Source organism: Spiribacter roseus (assembly GCF_002813635.1).
GTDB classification, from domain to species: domain Bacteria; phylum Pseudomonadota; class Gammaproteobacteria; order Nitrococcales; family Nitrococcaceae; genus Spiribacter; species Spiribacter roseus.
In genome coordinates this window covers 1,275,641-1,292,926 of sequence record NZ_CP016382.1, presented here as the reverse complement: position 1 = coordinate 1,292,926, position 17,286 = coordinate 1,275,641, and the positions used below count along the sequence as shown (strand labels likewise).

Annotated in this window: 20 protein-coding genes; 12 read left to right on the top strand and 8 right to left on the bottom strand. The window is 65.8% G+C overall.

Annotated elements, in window-relative coordinates; translation table 11 throughout:
- Position 1 precedes the first annotated feature (1 nt).
- A complete protein-coding gene (locus tag BBH56_RS06285; RefSeq protein ID WP_148122760.1) occupies positions 2-193 on the top strand; it encodes a hypothetical protein in 192 nt (63 codons plus the stop codon).
- A complete protein-coding gene (locus BBH56_RS06280; RefSeq protein ID WP_148122302.1) occupies positions 190-1,656 on the top strand; it encodes a sodium:solute symporter family protein in 1,467 nt (488 codons plus the stop codon). The genes BBH56_RS06285 and BBH56_RS06280 overlap by 4 nt, the downstream gene beginning before the upstream one ends.
- Here the strand turns inward: BBH56_RS06280 and BBH56_RS06275 are convergent, their stop codons facing one another.
- Both BBH56_RS06275 and BBH56_RS06270 read right to left on the bottom strand, forming a co-directional pair.
- A complete protein-coding gene (locus BBH56_RS06275; RefSeq protein ID WP_157809117.1) occupies positions 1,657-2,247 on the bottom strand; it encodes a chalcone isomerase family protein in 591 nt (196 codons plus the stop codon).
- A complete protein-coding gene (locus tag BBH56_RS06270) occupies positions 2,240-2,803 on the bottom strand; it encodes a DUF3833 domain-containing protein (protein ID WP_148122300.1) in 564 nt (187 codons plus the stop codon). Before BBH56_RS06270 ends, BBH56_RS06275 begins: the two co-directional genes overlap by 8 nt.
- A gap of 88 nt (positions 2,804-2,891) precedes the next feature.
- On the opposite strand from BBH56_RS06270, the gene BBH56_RS06265 reads away from it, so the two are divergent.
- Positions 2,892-3,596: a DUF3429 family protein gene (locus tag BBH56_RS06265; RefSeq protein WP_157809116.1), complete on the top strand. Its 705-nt coding sequence runs from the start codon at positions 2,892-2,894 to the stop codon at positions 3,594-3,596.
- On the opposite strand, the gene BBH56_RS06260 is transcribed toward BBH56_RS06265, so the two are convergent.
- Positions 3,580-4,989, bottom strand: coding sequence for a phospholipase D-like domain-containing protein (locus BBH56_RS06260; protein ID WP_148122298.1), 1,410 nt, complete (start codon positions 4,987-4,989; stop codon positions 3,580-3,582). The genes BBH56_RS06265 and BBH56_RS06260 overlap by 17 nt on opposite strands.
- Positions 4,990-5,052: 63 nt before the next feature.
- On the opposite strand from BBH56_RS06260, the gene BBH56_RS06255 reads away from it, so the two are divergent.
- From BBH56_RS06255 to BBH56_RS06220, 9 genes are all read left to right on the top strand, one after another.
- Positions 5,053-6,495, top strand: a complete 1,443-nt coding sequence (locus BBH56_RS06255; RefSeq protein WP_148122297.1) for a lytic transglycosylase domain-containing protein — start codon at positions 5,053-5,055, stop codon at positions 6,493-6,495.
- A gap of 40 nt (positions 6,496-6,535) precedes the next feature.
- The gene (locus BBH56_RS06250; protein WP_069134196.1) at positions 6,536-7,033 is read left to right on the top strand and encodes a tellurite resistance TerB family protein; all 498 of its coding nucleotides are present in this window, start codon (positions 6,536-6,538) and stop codon (positions 7,031-7,033) included.
- Entirely contained in the window at positions 7,033-7,515 is a 483-nt protein-coding gene (locus BBH56_RS06245; protein ID WP_148122296.1) for a hypothetical protein, read from the top strand. Before BBH56_RS06250 ends, BBH56_RS06245 begins: the two co-directional genes overlap by 1 nt.
- A 167-nt stretch (positions 7,516-7,682) precedes the next feature.
- Positions 7,683-9,839 (top strand): adenosylcobalamin-dependent ribonucleoside-diphosphate reductase, encoded by a 2,157-nt coding sequence (locus tag BBH56_RS06240; RefSeq protein WP_069134198.1) that lies wholly within the window; start codon positions 7,683-7,685, stop codon positions 9,837-9,839.
- A gap of 11 nt (positions 9,840-9,850) precedes the next feature.
- Complete coding sequence (locus tag BBH56_RS06235) at positions 9,851-10,570, top strand: TSCPD domain-containing protein (protein ID WP_069134199.1); 720 nt, start codon at positions 9,851-9,853, stop codon at positions 10,568-10,570.
- 138 nt (positions 10,571-10,708) lie between these two features.
- Positions 10,709-11,038, top strand: a complete 330-nt coding sequence (locus BBH56_RS09660) for a type IV pilus modification PilV family protein (protein ID WP_318262512.1) — start codon at positions 10,709-10,711, stop codon at positions 11,036-11,038.
- Positions 11,035-11,880 carry a PilW family protein gene (locus BBH56_RS06230; protein ID WP_198515281.1) on the top strand — a complete coding sequence of 282 codons (846 nt, stop codon included), beginning with the start codon at positions 11,035-11,037 and terminating at the stop codon, positions 11,878-11,880. Before BBH56_RS09660 ends, BBH56_RS06230 begins: the two co-directional genes overlap by 4 nt.
- Complete coding sequence (locus BBH56_RS06225) at positions 11,877-12,365, top strand: hypothetical protein (protein ID WP_144348131.1); 489 nt, start codon at positions 11,877-11,879, stop codon at positions 12,363-12,365. The genes BBH56_RS06230 and BBH56_RS06225 overlap by 4 nt, the downstream gene beginning before the upstream one ends.
- 39 nt (positions 12,366-12,404) lie before the next feature.
- Positions 12,405-13,262 (top strand): D-amino-acid transaminase, encoded by an 858-nt coding sequence (locus BBH56_RS06220; protein WP_144348132.1) that lies wholly within the window; start codon positions 12,405-12,407, stop codon positions 13,260-13,262.
- Here the strand turns inward: BBH56_RS06220 and dsbG are convergent, their stop codons facing one another.
- From dsbG to BBH56_RS06195, 5 genes are all read right to left on the bottom strand, one after another.
- Positions 13,263-14,036 (bottom strand): thiol:disulfide interchange protein DsbG, encoded by a 774-nt coding sequence (gene dsbG / locus BBH56_RS06215; RefSeq protein WP_148122294.1) that lies wholly within the window; start codon positions 14,034-14,036, stop codon positions 13,263-13,265.
- A 109-nt stretch (positions 14,037-14,145) separates the two neighbouring features.
- The gene (locus BBH56_RS06210) at positions 14,146-14,484 is read right to left on the bottom strand and encodes a high-potential iron-sulfur protein (protein ID WP_148122293.1); all 339 of its coding nucleotides are present in this window, start codon (positions 14,482-14,484) and stop codon (positions 14,146-14,148) included.
- A gap of 145 nt (positions 14,485-14,629) precedes the next feature.
- Complete coding sequence (locus BBH56_RS06205) at positions 14,630-15,586, bottom strand: SLAC1 anion channel family protein (RefSeq protein WP_148122292.1); 957 nt, start codon at positions 15,584-15,586, stop codon at positions 14,630-14,632.
- A gap of 3 nt (positions 15,587-15,589) precedes the next feature.
- On the bottom strand, positions 15,590-15,937 hold the full coding sequence (locus tag BBH56_RS06200) for a DUF5368 family protein (protein ID WP_148122291.1): 348 nt from the start codon (positions 15,935-15,937) through the stop codon (positions 15,590-15,592).
- Between the two features lie 11 nt (positions 15,938-15,948).
- Positions 15,949-17,283, bottom strand: a complete 1,335-nt coding sequence (locus BBH56_RS06195; RefSeq protein ID WP_148122290.1) for an NAD(P)/FAD-dependent oxidoreductase — start codon at positions 17,281-17,283, stop codon at positions 15,949-15,951.
- Positions 17,284-17,286: the final 3 nt, after the last annotated feature.

The following is a 17,286-nucleotide window of genomic DNA, read 5'->3' as shown; positions in this document are numbered from 1 at the left end:
GATGAGTGACTATCGCCGACGCGGCAATCGAACGCTGGCGTGGCTGGCCGTGGCCATTGTCGTGGCCTATGTGGTGCCCTACGGGCTGCTGCGAGATCAGCCCGTGTGGCACGGCGCGTTTCTGGTCTGGCTGGTGTTTGGTGCGGTGGCGATCGGTCTGATCGCGCGCCTCGTTTCGGGCTGGCGGCCATGACCCCGGGCCTGATCGCGGCGCTGACCGTCTACGCCCTGATCGGCATTGGTGTCGCCTTCGCCGCGCGCCGTGGGTTGGGCGCGGGGGCGGCGGAGTATTATCTGGCCGGACGCCGGGCGGGTGGCATCATCTCGGCGCTCAGTTACGGCGCGACCACCTACAGCGCGTTCATGATGGTGGGGCTCGCCGGGCTGACCTATGCCGGCGGTGTCGGTGCCCTGGGCTTCGAGCTGGTGTATCTGGCCGGTCTCGGACTGGTGGCGATCTTTGGCCCGCGGTTCTGGCTGGCCAGTCGCGCTTTCGGCTTCATTACGCCCGCCGAGATGCTCAGCCATCGCTACGCCAGCCGCTGGGTGGGGGCGGTCATGGCGCTGACCGCCTGCGTCTTCCTGATCCCCTACAGCGCGGTCCAGCTCATGGGCATCGGCTACCTGGTCTCGGGGGTGACTGACGCGGCAATCGGCTTTGAGCAGGGGATCCTGATCGGCGCCGCACTGGCGCTGATCTGGACGCTGGCGGCGGGCATGCGCTCGGTGCTCTGGACCGACGCATTGCAGGTGGTCGTCATGCTGGTGACCAGCCTGATCGCGGCTGGCTTCGTGATCGCCGCGCTGGGCGGCCCGGTGGCGTTCCTCGAATCGACCCGGGCCGACCACGGCGAATGGCTGAGCGTGCCGGGTCCCGGCCTGTTCAGCCTGACCACGTTCATCGGTCTGACCGTGCCGTGGTTTTTCTTCTCGATCAGCAACCCGCAGGTCAGTCAGCGGCTGTTCACCACCGAGTCCATCGGTGCCATGCGCACCATGCTGCTGGGCTTTCTGATTCTTGGCTTTGTCTACACCCTGATCTCGGTCATCTGGGGATTCTCCGCCCTGCAGCTGGTGCCCGATCTGGACCAGCCCGACCTCGCCACACCGCGTCTGCTGGCCACCGATGCGGTCCCGGCGCCGGTGGCGATCGTGCTGGTGGTGGGGATCGTCGCCGCGGCCGTGTCCACGGTGGACTCGATTCTGCTGAGCCTGTCCGCGCTGGCCGCGCGGGACCTTTATCGACCCCTCGCCCCGAGCGGTGGCCATCAGATGATCGCCGGTCAGGCGGTGATACTGATCGTCACCGCGCTGGCCATCCTCTTTGCCCGGCTGCAGCTCGACCTGATCACCGTGCTGTCGGTGGCGGCGTCGTCGGGGTTACTGGTGACGGTGCCGAGCATTGTCGGCTGCTTTTTCTGGCGGCGGGGTACGGCAAGCGGCGCCATTGTCAGCATGCTCGGAGCGGGCGTGGTGGTGACGGCCCTGCAGCTGACCGGTTTCGATCCATTGGGCATTCCCGCCTCGATCTGCGGTGGCGCACTCGCCGTGGCCCTTTTCGTGGGCGTCAGCCTGGCGACCCGGGCGGATTCGGCCCGGGCCGATGCGTTTCTGGCGCCAGTCGAGGCGGGACTCGCGGAGCACCGCATCCGCTGATCAGTCGGTTCCGGAGGACTCCGCGCCTGCCAGCAGATCCCGGCGCAGTCCGCGGGACAGCGGATCGTCGGCATCCAGCCAGATCCCGAAATACGCCGCGGCGAAATCGCCCCCGGCCACCTGACCGACCGGCTTGCCGTTGAATGCAAGGCGTGTCCCCTCACCGGGAATGTATTCCATGCGGTAGCGATCGCCGTCCGAGACGGCCTGGAACAGCGCGTGGAAGCGGTCGATCTTTGGCTGAAGCCGGGTCTGCCGGGCCGGACTCAGCTGCTCGTCGAGCTTGGTGTTGGCGGCCCGGATGATGTCCTCGGCACTGATGTCATGGAAATACTCGATTTCCAGGCGCCGGGGCGTGTCCGTGGCCAGTGCCTGATCGGCATCCGCATCGGGCGGCAGATACAGACCCGCGGCATAGACGGTGAACACGATCCGGTATTTGGCGACGCCCGTGCCGGTCAGGCGCAGTCGCTCACCGGCCTGCTCGATGCGTTCATCGAAACGCGCGCCGTTCTGCTCCACCGTGGCACCCGTCAGCGTCGGCACCATCAGCATGATGGCGGTGAGTCCCGCGATCAGAAGGTTACCCATTGTCTGCCTCCCCGGCATCGTCGCGCCGGAAGAACAGCGTCACCGTCCCGACCCGGAAGCCGAACTTGGTCACCTCGGCGGTATTCACCAGGGTGTTGTCGTCGTGCAGATACATCCAGTCGTCGAACTGCACGTTCCAGGTCCGGTCGCCCACTTCGAGGGCGAGGGTGTACTGCCAGTTGAAGGCATTGCCATAGCGCTTGCCCTTGGCCACGCCGACCACATCACCGGCCGTGCCCTCATAGGTGTGCTCGTCGATGCGCTCGATCTCCCAGACCCGGCGGTCGGTTTCGCCATCCGCATAGGCAAACCGTTCATCCAGGGTGATCCGGTCGCCCTCGACGGTCCCGGTGATGTCCACGGTGAACCGCCGCTTCACCTCGCCGCTGCGCGACTGGAACATCCCCCAGGCGGTCACCTCGCCGTCGAAGTATTCCTCCAGGCGCAGTTCGGGTGAGGTGCCCGCGTAGTCCTCGGGCGCTACCCCCGCGCAGCCGGCGAGGACAAGGGTGACCGCTGTGACAAGGGACAGGGCCAGCAGGCGAAATCGCGTCATGAAAACCTCCGGGGCATGCGTTGATAGATTGGGTTATGCCTCATTTGACCCTATCATGCACGTAGAATTCTCAACCGTGGGATGCGCCATGTCAGACGATCAAAGCCTTCGGGAGCTGGCCGCCAGCGCGGACGTTGTCGTGTTTCATTCCACCGTCACCGACCTGGGCGGGCTTGATGAGCTGCTCGAGGACTCGGGGCGCGACTGGCGGGCGGTGGAAATGGGCATGGGTTCAGCGGAAAACCGCGAGCAGTTCGCCCGTCTGAAGGCCCTGACCGGCTCCGCGACATTGCCCCAGGTGTTCATCGGGGGCCACTTTGTCGGTGGTCTGCGCGCCGCCAGCGCCCGTCTGCAGGCCGAGGGGCGGCACCGCATGGCAGCGGACTGGATGGGCTATCTGGGCCTGATCCCGTTCGCCGCCACCGCGGCGGGTCCCTGGCTGGGCATGGCCTGGACCAGCGACTGGCTGCTCGCCTATGGCGCGGTGATCCTGTCGTTCATCGGCGCGATCCATTGGGGGCTCGCCATGGGTCAGCGCAATCCGCCGCCAGCCGCTTTCTACACCTCGGTGATCCCGGCGCTGGTCGCCTGGGTGGTGCTGATGCTGCCAGTGATCATCGCATTGCCAGTGATGGCCGCCGCCTTCATCGCTTGGCGCTATGGCGAGTACCGATTCGTTGAGCCGACGCTGCCGCGCTGGTTCCGGCGACTGCGCACGGTGCTGAGTGTGGGGGCGGCCGTTGCCCTGGCGGCCGGATGGCTGGCGCTGCTGCCGTTCACAGGTACGGCGTAAACAGCCACGCAATGGCGTCGCGGATGCGCGGCAGCATCGGTCGCTCGTCGAGTTCGCTGAGTGTCACGCGGTGTGCCTCGCGCCGCGCCGCCTCGATATGGCGGGCCATGCGCCCGCCGAAGTCCGTGTCATAGACCTCGAGCATGATCTCGAAATTAAGCCGCAGGCTGCGGGCATCGAGGTTGGCGGATCCGACCTGAGTGTAATGCCGGTCCACCACGATCAGCTTGGTGTGATCGAATGGGCCGGGCTGGTAGTAGACGCCGACGTTCCATTTGACCAGCTCCCAGAGCATGTTGCGGCTCGCCCAGTGCATGAATGGCAGATTGTTGTGGCCGGGCAGGATGATGTCGACGCGGGTGCCGCGCACAGCGGCCGCCTGCAGCGCCGCGACCAGCTCCCGGGGTGGAAGGAAGTAGGGCGTCATGATGGCGATGTGCTCGCGCGCGGCTGCCACCGCCCCCACCAGCACCATGGTCAGCCGATGCAGGTCCTCGTTGGGGCCGTCGACCAGGGTACGACCGAGGGCGGCGCCACCGGCCGTCGGCGCGCTTGATGATGGCGGATCAGGGCGCTCACCGGTAATGAACTCCCAGTCGTCGAGGAAGACATCCTCGAGCTGCCGGGTGACCGGTCCGTTGACGCGGAAGTGGATATCGCGGATGCCCTCGCGGTGATCCGGCCGCTCGATGAGATGGCGATCGCCGATATTCATGCCACCGACGAACACCGTCCCGCCGTCGGTGATGAGCAGCTTGCGGTGGTTGCGCAGGTTGATGACCGGGCTCGGGGGGATCAGCCGCGGGGGCAGGAAGCGCTCGACGCGCACGCCGTCACGGCGCAGGCGATGGCGGATCGCCGGCCGGTTGTAGAATTCGCCGGCGCCGTCCAGCAGCACCCGCACGTCAACGCCACGCGCCGTGGCGGCGGCCAGCGCATCGGCGAATCGCTGGCCGGTCTGATTGCTCTCGAAGATATAGGTGGACAGATAGACCCGGTCGGTGGCCTGCTCGATGGCTTCGAGCATCGCGGGGTAGGCCGCCTCGCCGCCAACCAGACTCTCGATGCGGTTGTCGTGGGTCATGGGCAGCCCGGTCACCGCCCGCGATATCTGGGCCTGCGTGCGAAAGGCGGTGGGGATGGATTCGGGCACGCTGGCGTTCGCCACGTCGAGCCCGGCCAGCTGCTCGCCGCGCAGGCGTCGGGCGCGCATGCGGATGCGGTTGATCCCCAGCAGGTAGTAGAAGATCGGGCCGACCACCGGAAACAGCAGGCAGAAGGCGATCCAGCCGAACGCCGCCGCCGGCTCGCGCTTGAACAGCAGCGCGTGGACGGCGCTGGCGGTCGAGACGAGGGCGACAGCCACCACGAGAATCCATTGTACCGGCTGCATTGTCTGCGCCCCTCTCCAAGACTACTATCCTAATGAGGTGTCCATCCCCACAGTGAGGGTGTCATGTTAACCCTTCGACGTATCCTGCAAACCGGCCTGCTGCTGGCGGCTGCGGGCCCGGCGGCCGCTGCACCCCCGGCCAGCCTGCCCGTACCGGCGGCGCTGGAGCCGGCCATTGCCTTCTGGGAGCGCATCTACACCGACGTAGGGGTGGGTGAGGGCGTGATCCACGACACCGACGGGCAGATGCGGATCATCGCCCGTATCGATGTGCCGCGACCGCCCCAATGGCAGGCCCGCCGCGACGCGATTGAGGCGGCGTTGGCGCGGCATCGCAAGGCATTGAACGCCGCAGGTTCGCCGGCGCTGGCCGAACGGCTGCGTTTTCAGGGCGGGCTGCGCGAGCGTTTCCGCGAGGGGCTGGTGCGCTCCGGGCGCTGGCGGTCGCATATTCGCACCGCACTGGCTGAACGCGGTGTGCCCGCGGCACTGGCGGCACTCCCCCACGTCGAGTCGTCGTTCAATCCCCGGGCCCGTTCGCACGCCGGTGCCGCTGGCCTGTGGCAGTTCACGGCCGGCACCGGGCGCCGGTTCCTGCGTATCGATCCGTTGATCGACGAGCGGCTTGACCCGTGGCGGAGCACCACTGCGGCGGCCGCGCTCCTGGCCCACAATTACGCCGAGATCGGCCACTGGCCACTGGCCATCACCGCCTACAACCACGGCCTTAATGGCATGCGTCGTGCGGTCCGCGCTGTCGGCTCGACGCACTACATGGAGATCCGCGAGCACTACGAGGGGGCGCGTTTCGGGTTTTCATCGAAGAATTTCTATCCGGCCCTGATCGCCGCTGCCCGGGTGGACCGGGATGCCCGCAGGTACTTTCCTGATCTGGAGCGCGAGGCACCAGCCCCGGTCATGCGCGTCGAGCTGCCGCACTACACACCGGTCGATACCCTGCTGACGGAGCTGGCCATCGACCGGGGCACGCTGCAGCGCCTCAACCCCGCCCTCGGTCCGTCGGTCTGGGACGGCCGCAAGTTCATCCCACGCGGCTACGGTCTGGTCCTGCCGCGGGCGGATCAGGGCGACTGGTCAGCTGCCGTGGCGCGACTGCCCGGGGATCGACTGTATCAGGATCAGCGCCCCAGTCAGGTGCATCGTGTGCAGGCCGGGCAGACCCTGTCCGGCATTGCCATGCGATATGACGTCGATGTCCCGACGCTGATGGCTGCCAATGGCCTCGCCGATCCACGCCGGCTGCGGGCCGGCCAGCGCCTGGATCTGCCCCTCGCCGGGTCCGACCCTCGCAGCGTGGGCCGCCGGCAGTATGAAGTCCGGCCGGGGGACACCCTCGGTGCCATCGCGGTGCGTCACGATGTTGGCACCGATCAGCTGATGCGTCTGAATGAACTCGATCATCCCGACCGGATCCAAGCGGGCCAGCAGCTGATTGTCAGCCGCGCCGCGTCGGTCGCCGTGGTCGACATGGCCGACGAGCCCTGATAAGAGGGACGTTCCGGATGAACGCAACCAGGTCCTCGAGATGATTGAAGCCATCAAGCAGTTCTACGAAACGCGGATCAACCCGGGCGCAGCGACCGCCGACGACCCGGAGCCGCATCGGCTGCAGCTCGCCACGGCGGCACTCCTCATCGAAATGGCGCAGGCCGACAACCAGCGCCATAGCGTCGAATTCCAGGCCATTCACGACGGCATCATCGAGGTCTTCGAGCTCACGCCCGAGGAAACTTCAGAAGTCATCGATCTGGCCGATCAGGAGGTCCACGAGGCGGTGGATCAGTTTGAGTTCACCCAGCTGATCAACCAGCAGTTTGACTACGCCCGCAAGTGCCGGGTGGTGGAGCTGCTGTGGCGCGTATGCCTTGCCGACGCCGAAATGGACCGCTACGAAGAGCATCTGGTGCGCAAGATCGCCGAACTGCTCTACATCGAGCACAGCGACTTCATCGCCGCCAAGCTCAAGGTCCAGCGGGACTACACCGCCACCAGTCACCTCGGCGACTACGACGACTACGAGTAATGGCGGCATTCCGGGCCCGACAGGTTGCACGCATCCGCGATGCGATCGCGGCGGGTCGCCAGGCGGTCCGCCAGGCCGGTAGCCGCGATCGGCTGACGTTTGCCCGGGCGTTTGTTGATGCCGGGGGGCCGCAGGTCCCCGGTGATCGCAGTGGCGAGGCCAGTACGGCGCTGGCCGAGCGGCTGATGCAGGCGGTCACGGCGGGCCGCACCCGGGCCGTCGATGATCCAGATCTCGATCGCGAACTCCTGCGGGCGCACAACGAAACCGACTGGGCGCTTGCCCTCGATGACGAACGGGTCATCGGGTTTCTGCTCGATCTGCCCGAAGCGGCCCTGGAAACGCCAACCGTCGAAGCCCTGGCGCATCAGAGTCAGGGACTTGGACCGGGGGTGTTCCGGAAGGCCGATATCCTGGTCCTGCAGCCGGAGTGCGACGGCGCCCGGTTCATCCCCGTTACTGATCACGACATCGAGTGCTGAGGCCCGCCGGCCCGGGTTGACTTGTGCCTGTGTTGGGTTAAGCTGGCATCAACTACACAACATGTAGTGGGCATCGCGAGGAATCCCGATACATGTTGTGGATAACCGCCGGCAAGCCGCCTCTGTCGCGGTTCCCGAGATGAATCGAACAGCGCAAGGAGACTCCCATGACGACCGCAACAAAATTGCGTGCGCTCCCCAAGGCCGTAACGGATATCCCCATTCAACCCGCCTCGGCGGATATCTGGGACAAAAAGTACCGGCTCAAGTCCAAGGAAGACGTGGTCGTCGACAAGACGGTTGACGATACCTACAAGCGGGTCGCCCGGGCGCTCGCCGATGTCGAGCCCGAGAAAGACCGTGAGCACTGGTACGAGCAGTTCCTCTGGGCGCTGCGCCACGGGGCCATCCCCGCCGGCCGCATTACGTCCAATGCCGGTGCCTGGGACCACAAGCCCGCCACCTCGACGATCAACTGCACCGTCTCGTCCACCGTGGGCGATTCCATGGACGACATCCTCGACAAGGTTCACGAGGCGGGTCTGACGCTGAAGGCCGGTTGCGGCATCGGTTACGAGTTCTCGACGCTGCGCCCCAAGGGCGCCTATGTCTCCGGTGCCGGCGCCTACACTTCGGGACCGCTGTCGTTCATGGATATCTACGACAAGATGTGCTTTACGGTGTCGTCCGCCGGTGGCCGTCGCGGCGCTCAGATGGCGACCTTCGACGTCGGCCATCCCGACGTCATGGACTTCATCCGCGCCAAGCGCGAGGACGGGCGGCTGCGTCAGTTCAATCTCTCGCTGCTGATCACCGACGGCTTCATGCAGGCCGTGCGCGAGGGCAGCGACTGGCCGCTGGCGTTCCCGATCAAGCCCGACGAGGCCGAGAGCGAGGGGGTCGATGTCAACGATCCCGATCAGGTCCTCTGGCGCGAGTGGCCCAACCGTAAAAGCGGCTATCTGACCCGCGAGGACGGGCTGGTGGCCTGCCGGATCTATCGCTGGGTCAAGGCGCAGCGGATCTGGGACATGATCATGACCTCGACCTACGACTATGCCGAGCCGGGGTTCGTGCTCATCGATCGCGTCAACGAGATGAACAACAACTGGTTCTGCGAGGAAATCCGCGCCACCAACCCCTGCGGTGAGCAGCCCCTGCCGCCCTATGGCGCCTGCCTGCTGGGCTCGGTCAACCTGACCAAGTTCGTTCGTGAGCCCTTCACCGAGCGCGCCCACTTCGACTGGGACGAGTACCGCCGGGTGGTGGCGCTGTTCACCCGCATGCTTGATAACGTGGTGGAGATCAACGGCCTGCCGCTGGACAGGCAGCGCGAAGAGATCGAGCGCAAGCGCCGTCACGGCATGGGCTTTCTGGGGCTGGGCTCCACGGTGACCATGCTGCGCATGAAGTATGGCGAGCCGGAGTCGCTGGCCTTTACCGAGGACGTCTCCCGCGAGATGGCCCTGGAGGGATGGCGCGAGGCGCTGCGCCTTGCCGAGGAAAAGGGCCCGGCGCCGATCATGGAAGAGGATTTCACGCTGACCGAGCGCATGATGGCCTGGCGCCCCGAGCTGCGTGATGCCGGCTATAAGGTGGGTGACAGCATCAAGGGTCGGGTGCTCTGGGGGCGCTACAGCCGCTACATGCAGCGGGTCGCCGGCGAGGCGCCGGAGCTTGTCGACGCACTGGTCGAAAAGGGGGCCCGGTTCACGCACCACACTTCGATCGCGCCCACGGGCACCATCAGCCTGTCGCTGGCGAATAATGCCTCCAACGGCATCGAGCCGAGCTTTGCCCATCACTACTTCCGCAATGTGATCCGGGAGGGCAAGAAGTCGAAGGAGAAGGTGGACGTATTCAGTTTTGAGCTGCTTGCGTATCGCACGCTCATCAACGAAAACGCGCTGCCGAGCATGGATGCGGAGACCCGCAATCTGCCCGACTACTTCATCGCCGCTGACGATGTGACGCCGAAGCAGCACGTCGACATCCAGTCCGCGGCCCAGAAATGGGTGGACTCGAGCATCTCGAAGACCGCCAACGTGCCCACCGAGTATCCCTACGAGGACTTCAAGGGCATCTATCAGTACGCCTACGAAAACGGCCTCAAGGGCTGCACCACGTTCCGCTTCAACCCTGAGGCGTTCCAGGGTGTGCTGGTCAAGGAGTCGGATCTGGAGAACACGATCTATCGGTTCAAGCTCGAGGATGGTCGCACCGTCGAGGTGAGAGGCGGCGACGAGGTCGAGTACGACGGCGAAGTGCACACCGCCGCGAACCTCTATGACGCCCTCAAGGAAGGGTACTACGGGAAATTCTGAGGACACACGCCATGGCAGTAAAAATCGATACCAAGATCGTCGACTACGAAGTCGGTCAGGCCGACGCTGAGGCCGAAGCCGCGGCGGCCAATGACGCCGGCGCACCGTCCGCGGCCGCCATCGAACACATGCACGAGGAGCTGCAGCGCCCGGAGCGACTCGAGGGGCAGACCTACAAGATCAAGACGCCCCTGTCCGAGCATGCGCTGTACGTGACGGTGAACGATCTGATCCTCAACGAGGGGACCGAGCACGAGCTGCGCCGGCCGTTCGAGGTGTTTATCAATTCCAAGAACATGGACCACTTCCAGTGGATCGTGGCCCTGACCCGCATCATCTCGGCGGTGTTCCGCAAGGGCGGGGACTGCACCTTTCTGGTCGAGGAACTGCGCAGCGTGTTTGATCCACGCGGCGGATATTTCAAGAAGGGTGGTCGGTTCATGCCGTCGCTGGTTGCCGAGATCGGCGAGGTGCTCGAGCAGCATCTGCGATCCATCGGCATGATCGAGTCGGAGGGCCTCGACGAGCACCAGCGTCGCTACATCGAGCAGAAAAAGGCCGAGGCCATGGCGCGGGGTGAACAGGCGGAGACCGCCGAGCCCGCGGACGAGGCCCGCGACGATGGTTATCCCGCCGGCGCCGAGCTGTGTGGCAAGTGTCACGTCAAGGCGATGGTCGTCATGGACGGATGCCTCACCTGCCTCAACTGCGGCGACAGCAAGTGCGGCTGACCGCAATGGCCTGACGGATCGGGGCGACCGATGAGCGGTGGCCCCGGCTGATCGCCGGCTTGCTAGTCTGGAGCCATGCGCTCCCTCTCCCGATCCGTTCCCCCGTACCGTCAGACCGGCAGCTCGCTGGTGGAGGTTTTGGCGGCCTCGAGCCTGCTCGCCATTGGCGTGCTGGGCCTGGTGATGGGCCAATCGCGAGCCTCCCTTGACCTGCGCCAGATGCATGAACATGTCCAGGCGCAATTTCTGGCCATGGACCTGGCCGAGCAGGCCCGCGCCTACCGTCCGGGGCCGCTGCCGGCCAGCCGCCTCATCGCCTGGCGCGAGCGGGTCGCCGAGCAGTTGCCCCGGGGTGAGGCCCGCGTGCAATGGCCCGGTCCCCCGCCCACTCCGGGCACATTGACCATCACTTGGCGTGTCAGCGACCGGTCGGATCCTGGGTCCCTGAACTACGTGTTTCGCCCATGATCGGGCTCGCCCCGCGGCAGCGGGGGTTCACCCTGATGGAACTGCTGATCGCCTCGGCACTCGGGGCAATGGTCGTGCTCACCGCCGGCGAGGTTCTGGTGATGTCGCGGGCCATTGAACGGGCCGATCAGACGGAGGCCGAGCAGTTGGATGCGTTGCATCTGGCGCTGACACTCATGGCGCGCTCGGTGCGGCAGGCGGGCTATCCGGGCTGTCACCCGAGCAGGCGCCAATCGTTGATCAGTGCCGGCCATGACTGGGTCGAGCCGGTGGTCGCCACCGGCGATGGGCTGACCCTTCGGTCAATGCGCCACCAGGCACAGGCCCGGGTGAACGACGCGCCCACGCGCAGCGACCGCCTTGTGCTGGATCGGCGGCATGGCATTGCACCGGGTGCGCCGGTGATGGTGGTCAACCGGCGCGGCACGGACTGCGTGCTGTTCCGTCATGCCGGCGACGACCCGTCCGTGTTGAACCGTGGCCCCGGCGTGGCGGGTATCAACGAGCGGCCCACCCGGGGGCATGGCCCGCTGGGCGAGGCCATCGAAATCCTCGTGCCGGCGCGGACCGAGTACTACATCGACACCTCGGTGGGCGGTGACCGCCTCAGCCTTTTCCGCCGCCGACGGGCAAACAGCGGTCACCGTGAGGAGCTGGTGGTGGGCGTGGAATCGCTGAGCGCCACCGCAGGGGTCGACATCGTTGGCGATGGCGCTGTCGATCGCTGGGTGTCGGGCAATGCCGACCTGGCGGGTGCAGCGGTGGTGGCGGTCCGCATCCGGCTGCAGGCCCAGTCGGTGGATCTGGCCACCACCGTCGCGCTGCGCAACGGTCGCCCATGAGACGCCGGCAACGCGGGATCGCGCTTGTCGGGGTTCTGGGCGTGGTGTTGATCGTCTCGCTCATTACGCTGACGGCACTCGAGCGCGCCCGTCTGCAGATTCGCACCGTCACGGCGACCATCGATCAGGCCCAGGCCCTCGAGGCGGCGGAGTTCGCCCTGCGCGAGGCGGCCCGGCAGGCCGCGCAGTGGTCCCGGCCGGCCCTGCAGCCCACGCCGGTGCCCCGCCGGCGTGCCTGGCGGGCGGTGCTTATGGCCGAGGGCCGGACGCTGTCGCTGCCCCACCGGACAGACGATGGCGCGCCACCCCTGCGGGTTCTCGTCGAACGGCTTCGCCCGGTAAGCAGGCCCGACTGCAGCGACGGTGGCTGCGGCTATCGCATCTCAGCGCTCGCCGGTGGCCGTGGTGCCACCCGGGCCAGTGTGCTGCTGCAGGCGAGGCTCGTGGACGGTTCACCGCTGCGAACCTGGCGGGCGCTGCAGTGATATCCTTGATGCTCATCCGTGCCGGGGGGAAGTCGAGAGATGTCGCGCATCGTTTACGTCAACGGCGAGTTTCTGCCTGAGGACGCCGCCTGCCTGTCCGTCTTTGATCGCGGCGTCCTCTTTGCCGATGCGGTCTACGAAGTCACCGCCGTGGTGGATGGCGGGATGGTGGATTTCGAGGCCCACCAGCAGCGGCTGTGCCGAAGCCTTGCCGAGCTCGGCATCGATTTCGACCTCCGGGCTGCCGGACTGCTCGAGCTGCATCGCGAGCTCATCCGCCGTAATGCCCTGAACGAGGGGCTGGTCTATCTGCAGGTCAGCCGAGGCGTGGCGGATCGCAGCTTTCTCCAGCCCACCACCTGCCAACCCTCGGTCGTGCTCTTCACCCAGGCTCAGTCGCTGCTCGAGACCGCCGCCACCGGGACCGGGCTGAGGGTGATCACCCAGCCGGATCTGCGCTGGCACCGGCGTGACATCAAGACCACCCAGCTGCTCTACCCATCAATGATGAAGACCCTGGCGGTGGAGCAGGGCGCGGATGATGTCTGGATGGTGGAAGGAGGAACGGTCACTGAGGGCAGCTCCAGCAACGCGCACATCATCCGTGCCGACGGGGCGCTCGTCACCCGGCCTACGTCGCCGGATATCCTCCACGGGATCACCCGCGCGGCGGTTCTGGATTACTCGCGGGAGACCGGCGCTGCGGTCATCGAGCGCCCATTCACGGTGGCCGAGGCCCAGCAGGCGCGCGAGGCGTTCATCACCAGTGCCACGGCGTTCGTGACCCCGGTGGTGGCGGTGGACGGCGTGGCCATCGGTGATGGCAGGCCGGGGCCGGCCACCCACCGGATCCGCTCGCACTATATTCAGCGCAGCCGCGAGCGGCTGCAGTACTGATTACTCGGGCTTTGCCCCGCCCATCACATCGATGAGCCGCTCGCCACGCGGCAGGCCGCGCACCAGGCGGATATCGCCACTGTCGTCGCGGTAGTAGACCGAGGGCGTACCGCGAATCCCCAGTCGGCTCATCAATTCGTTATTGGATGCCACGGCCTGCTGACTGGACGCCGGGATGGACTCGGCGGGTGGCGTACCACCACTGTCGAAACGGGCCTCATGTTCGGCCAGTGCGGCGGCCGGATCATCCGCCGCCAGCAGAGTCGCGGCTTTGCCGAGACTGTCCTCGCGCAGGACACCCACCATGACGTGGCGGATCTGCACGGCCCCGGCATCCACCCAGTCGCGGGTCTGCTCGTAGAAACGGCTGCAGTAGGGGCAGTTCGGGTCGGTAAAGGCATAGATCACACGCTCGGCCGAGTCGCTGCCATCGGCGATCCAGCTGGCGTTGGCCACCTCATCCCATTCGCTCTGTGGCCGCGCGGCGTTGGCTGCCGCGGACAGGACCGGCTGGGACAGGTTGGTGCCGTCACCGTCGAGGAGCGTGCCCACGACCACATGATCCTGAGCGTTGGTGACATAAGCGGTGAGGGTCTGACCCTGAAAGCTCACGGTATACCCGGTGAGGCCGCCCGGTGCGTCAAAGGTCTCACCGATGGTCGCCCCCCGGTCCTCCAGGGCCGCGATCGGATCGGGCAGTGCCGGGTCCTGGGCCTGGGCGCCGGCCAGGCCGGGGATCAGAAGAATGAGGGTCGCAAGTAGGGATCGGGTCATGCCAGGTGGCCTCCGGTGGCGGGCTTGGGGGCTAGCGGCTGTGGGGGCGAAAAAACCCCCGGCTCGCGGCGCGAGCCCGGGGGTTGCAGGGCGTTGACGCGGACGGCTGTCAGCCGCTGGCACGCACCCAGGCGCTGCACCAGCCGTTGGTGTTGACCGCCTTGCCGGGGAAGGCCGTGCAGCCGCCCCACTCGTCGCCGCGGCTGCCGAGGTAGAGGCGGCAGTTGGCGCAGACAGCGTCCGGCTCACGCATGTCGTCCTTTTCAGTGGCGTCATGCACATAATTGAGGGCGATCGCCTGGGGATCGTCCTCGGCGAGCTTGGGCATGTCCTGCGCCAGAGCGTTGGAGCCGCGCAGACCCATGTAACCGATGGGCGCAGCGGCAATGCCCATCAGCGCGCCCCGCAGCAGGCGCCGGCGATCGTTACGGAAGTTATTGTCAGTCATTGATTTTCCCCTTGATGGTCATCAGGAAATTGATTTGTAAACGTTTCAATCTCCATGCGTACGGTAACCGCTGCGACGGCTGCGGGAAAGCCTTGGGGCGGCAGGAGTTGATCTGGCGCAAGTTCGATTCCGGCGCACGGATCGGTCATTCGGGCACACAGATCTGGCCCCGACTGGCGGCCCGGATGGTGAGTACGATCAGCCATGCAATCACCGCGCTGGTGACTGCGAGCAGCAGCCCGCTCAGGCCCAGGGCCCAGTTCGCGGCTGTCTGCTGGTAGTAGACCATCGCGGCGATGGTCATTGCGGCCAGCGGGAAGGAGTAGGCCCAGAACGACAGAAAGAACGACAGGGCGGCAAACCGCCGGACCTGCGTGACCAGCAGCAGCGTCATGAACAGCGCGGTGTTGAACAGGATACGACTGAACGGATCAATGTCGCCGACCATTCCCTCGTAGGCGATGAAGCCCACGGCGGGCGGCGCGACCAGGATGAACAGCGTTGGCAGGAGCCGCCCCGGGAGCGGGTCATGGAAGATCACCCGGTAGAAAATGATGGTCAGCAGGATGATCCAGAAAACCAGGCCAATGCTGAAGAAAAACCACGAAATCGAGACTTGGCCATGGGTCATGCCGGCGATGGGGATGAGGATGTTGCCTACCGCGGGAATGAACCAGGCCGGGTTGATGTGGATGATCTGAAAGTGTTCGTGATGCATCCAGCGATTGACGATGAACAGGGTTAGCACCAGATGCAGCGCCGCACCGATGCCCCAGAGCACGATCGAAAGGTCGGGCAGGGAGTGCCGTGTAGCGGTGCCCAGCAGAATCAGGCTGATGCTGATGGTGGGGAAAAAGCTGAGCTTGACCGGGTGATCGAGCTCCGCACGCACCGCGTCACGATAGCGGACCGCCTTGAGGGCATAGGCGAGCAGTAGCACGGTGAACAGTCCCCCGGTCAGGACTAGAAGGCCCTGACCGATCGCGGGGGACAGCGGGAGCATTGTCGCGGATTTCTGCCAGACCAGTGTCAGGCCCGACAGGCCCATCACCATGGCGAACAGGGCAATGGGCAGGTGCTGCAGTCGCGAGTGTTCGCTCATGGATCAGGCGGTTTTCCTCAGTAACAGTTGAACGGGCGGATACACCGCGCAGGCCGCGGCAAAACCGATGCCCACGCCCGCCGCAATGATGGCGAGATAGTCGACCAGACTCTGCAGCTGGGTCAGGCCGGCGCCGGTCCAGACGGGAAAGTACAGCGCCGCCGCGAGGCCCAGCACAACGCCGATGCTGGCCGCCGTGCGGAGCCCGCGTGCCACGTTCAGGCGCCGATGCCGGCCGATGACGATGGCCAGTAGCAAAAGATCGGCCGCAATCAGGACTCCCAGCGGCAGAAGGATCGGCCGGAACAGCTCGAGAACAACGGCCAGAATGCCAAAAATCGAAAATTCCATGACAGGCCTCCTTATACCCGGCCGCGCATCATCGCGTTGTAGGCGGCATGCAGCATGCGTTCCTTGAGAAACCATGGGGCCCACTGCGGCTCGAACGGATTGAGGAAGTCGAACGAGGGCGTCATCTCGAGGCTGAAGTCGAACTCGACCAGCATGGCCTGGCCCTTCTCGGTAATGAGCGGGCAGGAGGTATAGCCCGTCCATTCCATGGGGAGTTCGCGGTCCTCGATGGCGGCCACCACGTTGTCGGCGACCACCGGTGCCTGGGCCTTGACACTGGCAGCGGTCTTGCCCACCGGCGTGCCCACCACGTCACCGGCACCGAAGACGTTCGGGTAGCGGCGGTGCTGCAGGCTGTACTGATCCACTTCCATCCAGCCCTGGAAATCGCCTTCCTGCCAGCCCAGATCGCCATAGCGGATCATGTCCGGGGCCGACATGGGCGGTACGACATGGATGAAGTCGTAGTCGATTGTCTGCGCCCCCTCCGGCGTGCCGAAGGTCGCCCGCCGGTTGCCCGGGTCGATGCCGGTCAGCGGATGACTCCAGTCAATGGCGATATCCCGCTGTTCGGGGAAATAGCTTTTGAGAAACTCGTGGATGTCGGGCTGCGAGAACAGCCCCTCACCGGGCGGCAGATAATGCATCTCCGCCTCGGCCCGGGTGCCGTTGTTCTGCAGCTCATCCTCGATGAGCATGGTCACCTTCAGCGGTGCGCCGGCACATTTGATCGGCCCCGGGGGACGGGTGAAAAGCCCGACGCCGCCTTCATCGATATACTGCCGGGCCGCCTCCCAGGTGCGCGAGGCATTCTGTGGACTGGCATAGACACAGCCGATTCCGTCGCTGCCAATCAGGCTTGGGTCCATGCCCTCGATCTCATCGAAGTTCAGTTGCAGCCCGGTGGTGACGACCAGATAGTCGTAGTCGACCCGACTGCCCCCCGACGTCTCGACCTGGTTGCTGTCGGGGTGGAAGGCAACGACGTCATCGCGGATCCATTCCGCCTGATCGGGGATGTATCGGGCATTTCGATCCTCAACCTGGGCAGGTTCCCAGATGCCTGTGCCAACCAGCGTCAATCCGGGCTGGTAGAGATGGATCTCGCGGCTGTCGATGAGGGTGATGCGGGCGCCGTCCAGCTGCCGGCTCAGACGGGTGGCGATGGAAAGCCCCGCGGCGCCGGCACCGGCGATGACGATGCGCGCATTGGTCGACACCGCCCGGGCACTGCCGCTTTTGAAAAGGGCGCCGCCGGCGATGCCGCTGGCGGCCGCACCGGCCGCCATGGCGGAACCGGCAAGAAACCGCCGGCGGGAGGTCTTTACGGGATCTGAATCAGTCATTCT

What these genes read in the sequence shown, in the direction of transcription:
- BBH56_RS06270 (WP_148122300.1), bottom strand. Translation starts at nt 2,803, where the DNA reads ATGACGCGATTTCGCCTGCTGGCCCTGTCCCTTGTCACAGCGGTCACC.
- BBH56_RS06285 (WP_148122760.1), top strand. Translation starts at nt 2, where the DNA reads ATGAGTGACTATCGCCGACGCGGCAATCGAACGCTGGCGTGGCTGGCC.
- BBH56_RS06255 (WP_148122297.1), top strand. Translation starts at nt 5,053, where the DNA reads ATGTTAACCCTTCGACGTATCCTGCAAACCGGCCTGCTGCTGGCGGCT.
- BBH56_RS06205 (WP_148122292.1), bottom strand. Translation starts at nt 15,586, where the DNA reads ATGAGCGAACACTCGCGACTGCAGCACCTGCCCATTGCCCTGTTCGCC.
- BBH56_RS06250 (WP_069134196.1), top strand. Translation starts at nt 6,536, where the DNA reads ATGATTGAAGCCATCAAGCAGTTCTACGAAACGCGGATCAACCCGGGC.
- BBH56_RS06275 (WP_157809117.1), bottom strand. Translation starts at nt 2,247, where the DNA reads ATGGGTAACCTTCTGATCGCGGGACTCACCGCCATCATGCTGATGGTG.
- BBH56_RS06280 (WP_148122302.1), top strand. Translation starts at nt 190, where the DNA reads ATGACCCCGGGCCTGATCGCGGCGCTGACCGTCTACGCCCTGATCGGC.
- BBH56_RS06210 (WP_148122293.1), bottom strand. Translation starts at nt 14,484, where the DNA reads ATGACTGACAATAACTTCCGTAACGATCGCCGGCGCCTGCTGCGGGGC.
- BBH56_RS06220 (WP_144348132.1), top strand. Translation starts at nt 12,405, where the DNA reads ATGTCGCGCATCGTTTACGTCAACGGCGAGTTTCTGCCTGAGGACGCC.
- BBH56_RS06235 (WP_069134199.1), top strand. Translation starts at nt 9,851, where the DNA reads ATGGCAGTAAAAATCGATACCAAGATCGTCGACTACGAAGTCGGTCAG.
- BBH56_RS06260 (WP_148122298.1), bottom strand. Translation starts at nt 4,989, where the DNA reads ATGCAGCCGGTACAATGGATTCTCGTGGTGGCTGTCGCCCTCGTCTCG.
- dsbG (WP_148122294.1), bottom strand. Translation starts at nt 14,036, where the DNA reads ATGACCCGATCCCTACTTGCGACCCTCATTCTTCTGATCCCCGGCCTG.
- BBH56_RS06265 (WP_157809116.1), top strand. Translation starts at nt 2,892, where the DNA reads ATGTCAGACGATCAAAGCCTTCGGGAGCTGGCCGCCAGCGCGGACGTT.
- BBH56_RS06245 (WP_148122296.1), top strand. Translation starts at nt 7,033, where the DNA reads ATGGCGGCATTCCGGGCCCGACAGGTTGCACGCATCCGCGATGCGATC.
- BBH56_RS06195 (WP_148122290.1), bottom strand. Translation starts at nt 17,283, where the DNA reads ATGACTGATTCAGATCCCGTAAAGACCTCCCGCCGGCGGTTTCTTGCC.
- BBH56_RS06225 (WP_144348131.1), top strand. Translation starts at nt 11,877, where the DNA reads ATGAGACGCCGGCAACGCGGGATCGCGCTTGTCGGGGTTCTGGGCGTG.
- BBH56_RS06200 (WP_148122291.1), bottom strand. Translation starts at nt 15,937, where the DNA reads ATGGAATTTTCGATTTTTGGCATTCTGGCCGTTGTTCTCGAGCTGTTC.
- BBH56_RS06230 (WP_198515281.1), top strand. Translation starts at nt 11,035, where the DNA reads ATGATCGGGCTCGCCCCGCGGCAGCGGGGGTTCACCCTGATGGAACTG.
- BBH56_RS06240 (WP_069134198.1), top strand. Translation starts at nt 7,683, where the DNA reads ATGACGACCGCAACAAAATTGCGTGCGCTCCCCAAGGCCGTAACGGAT.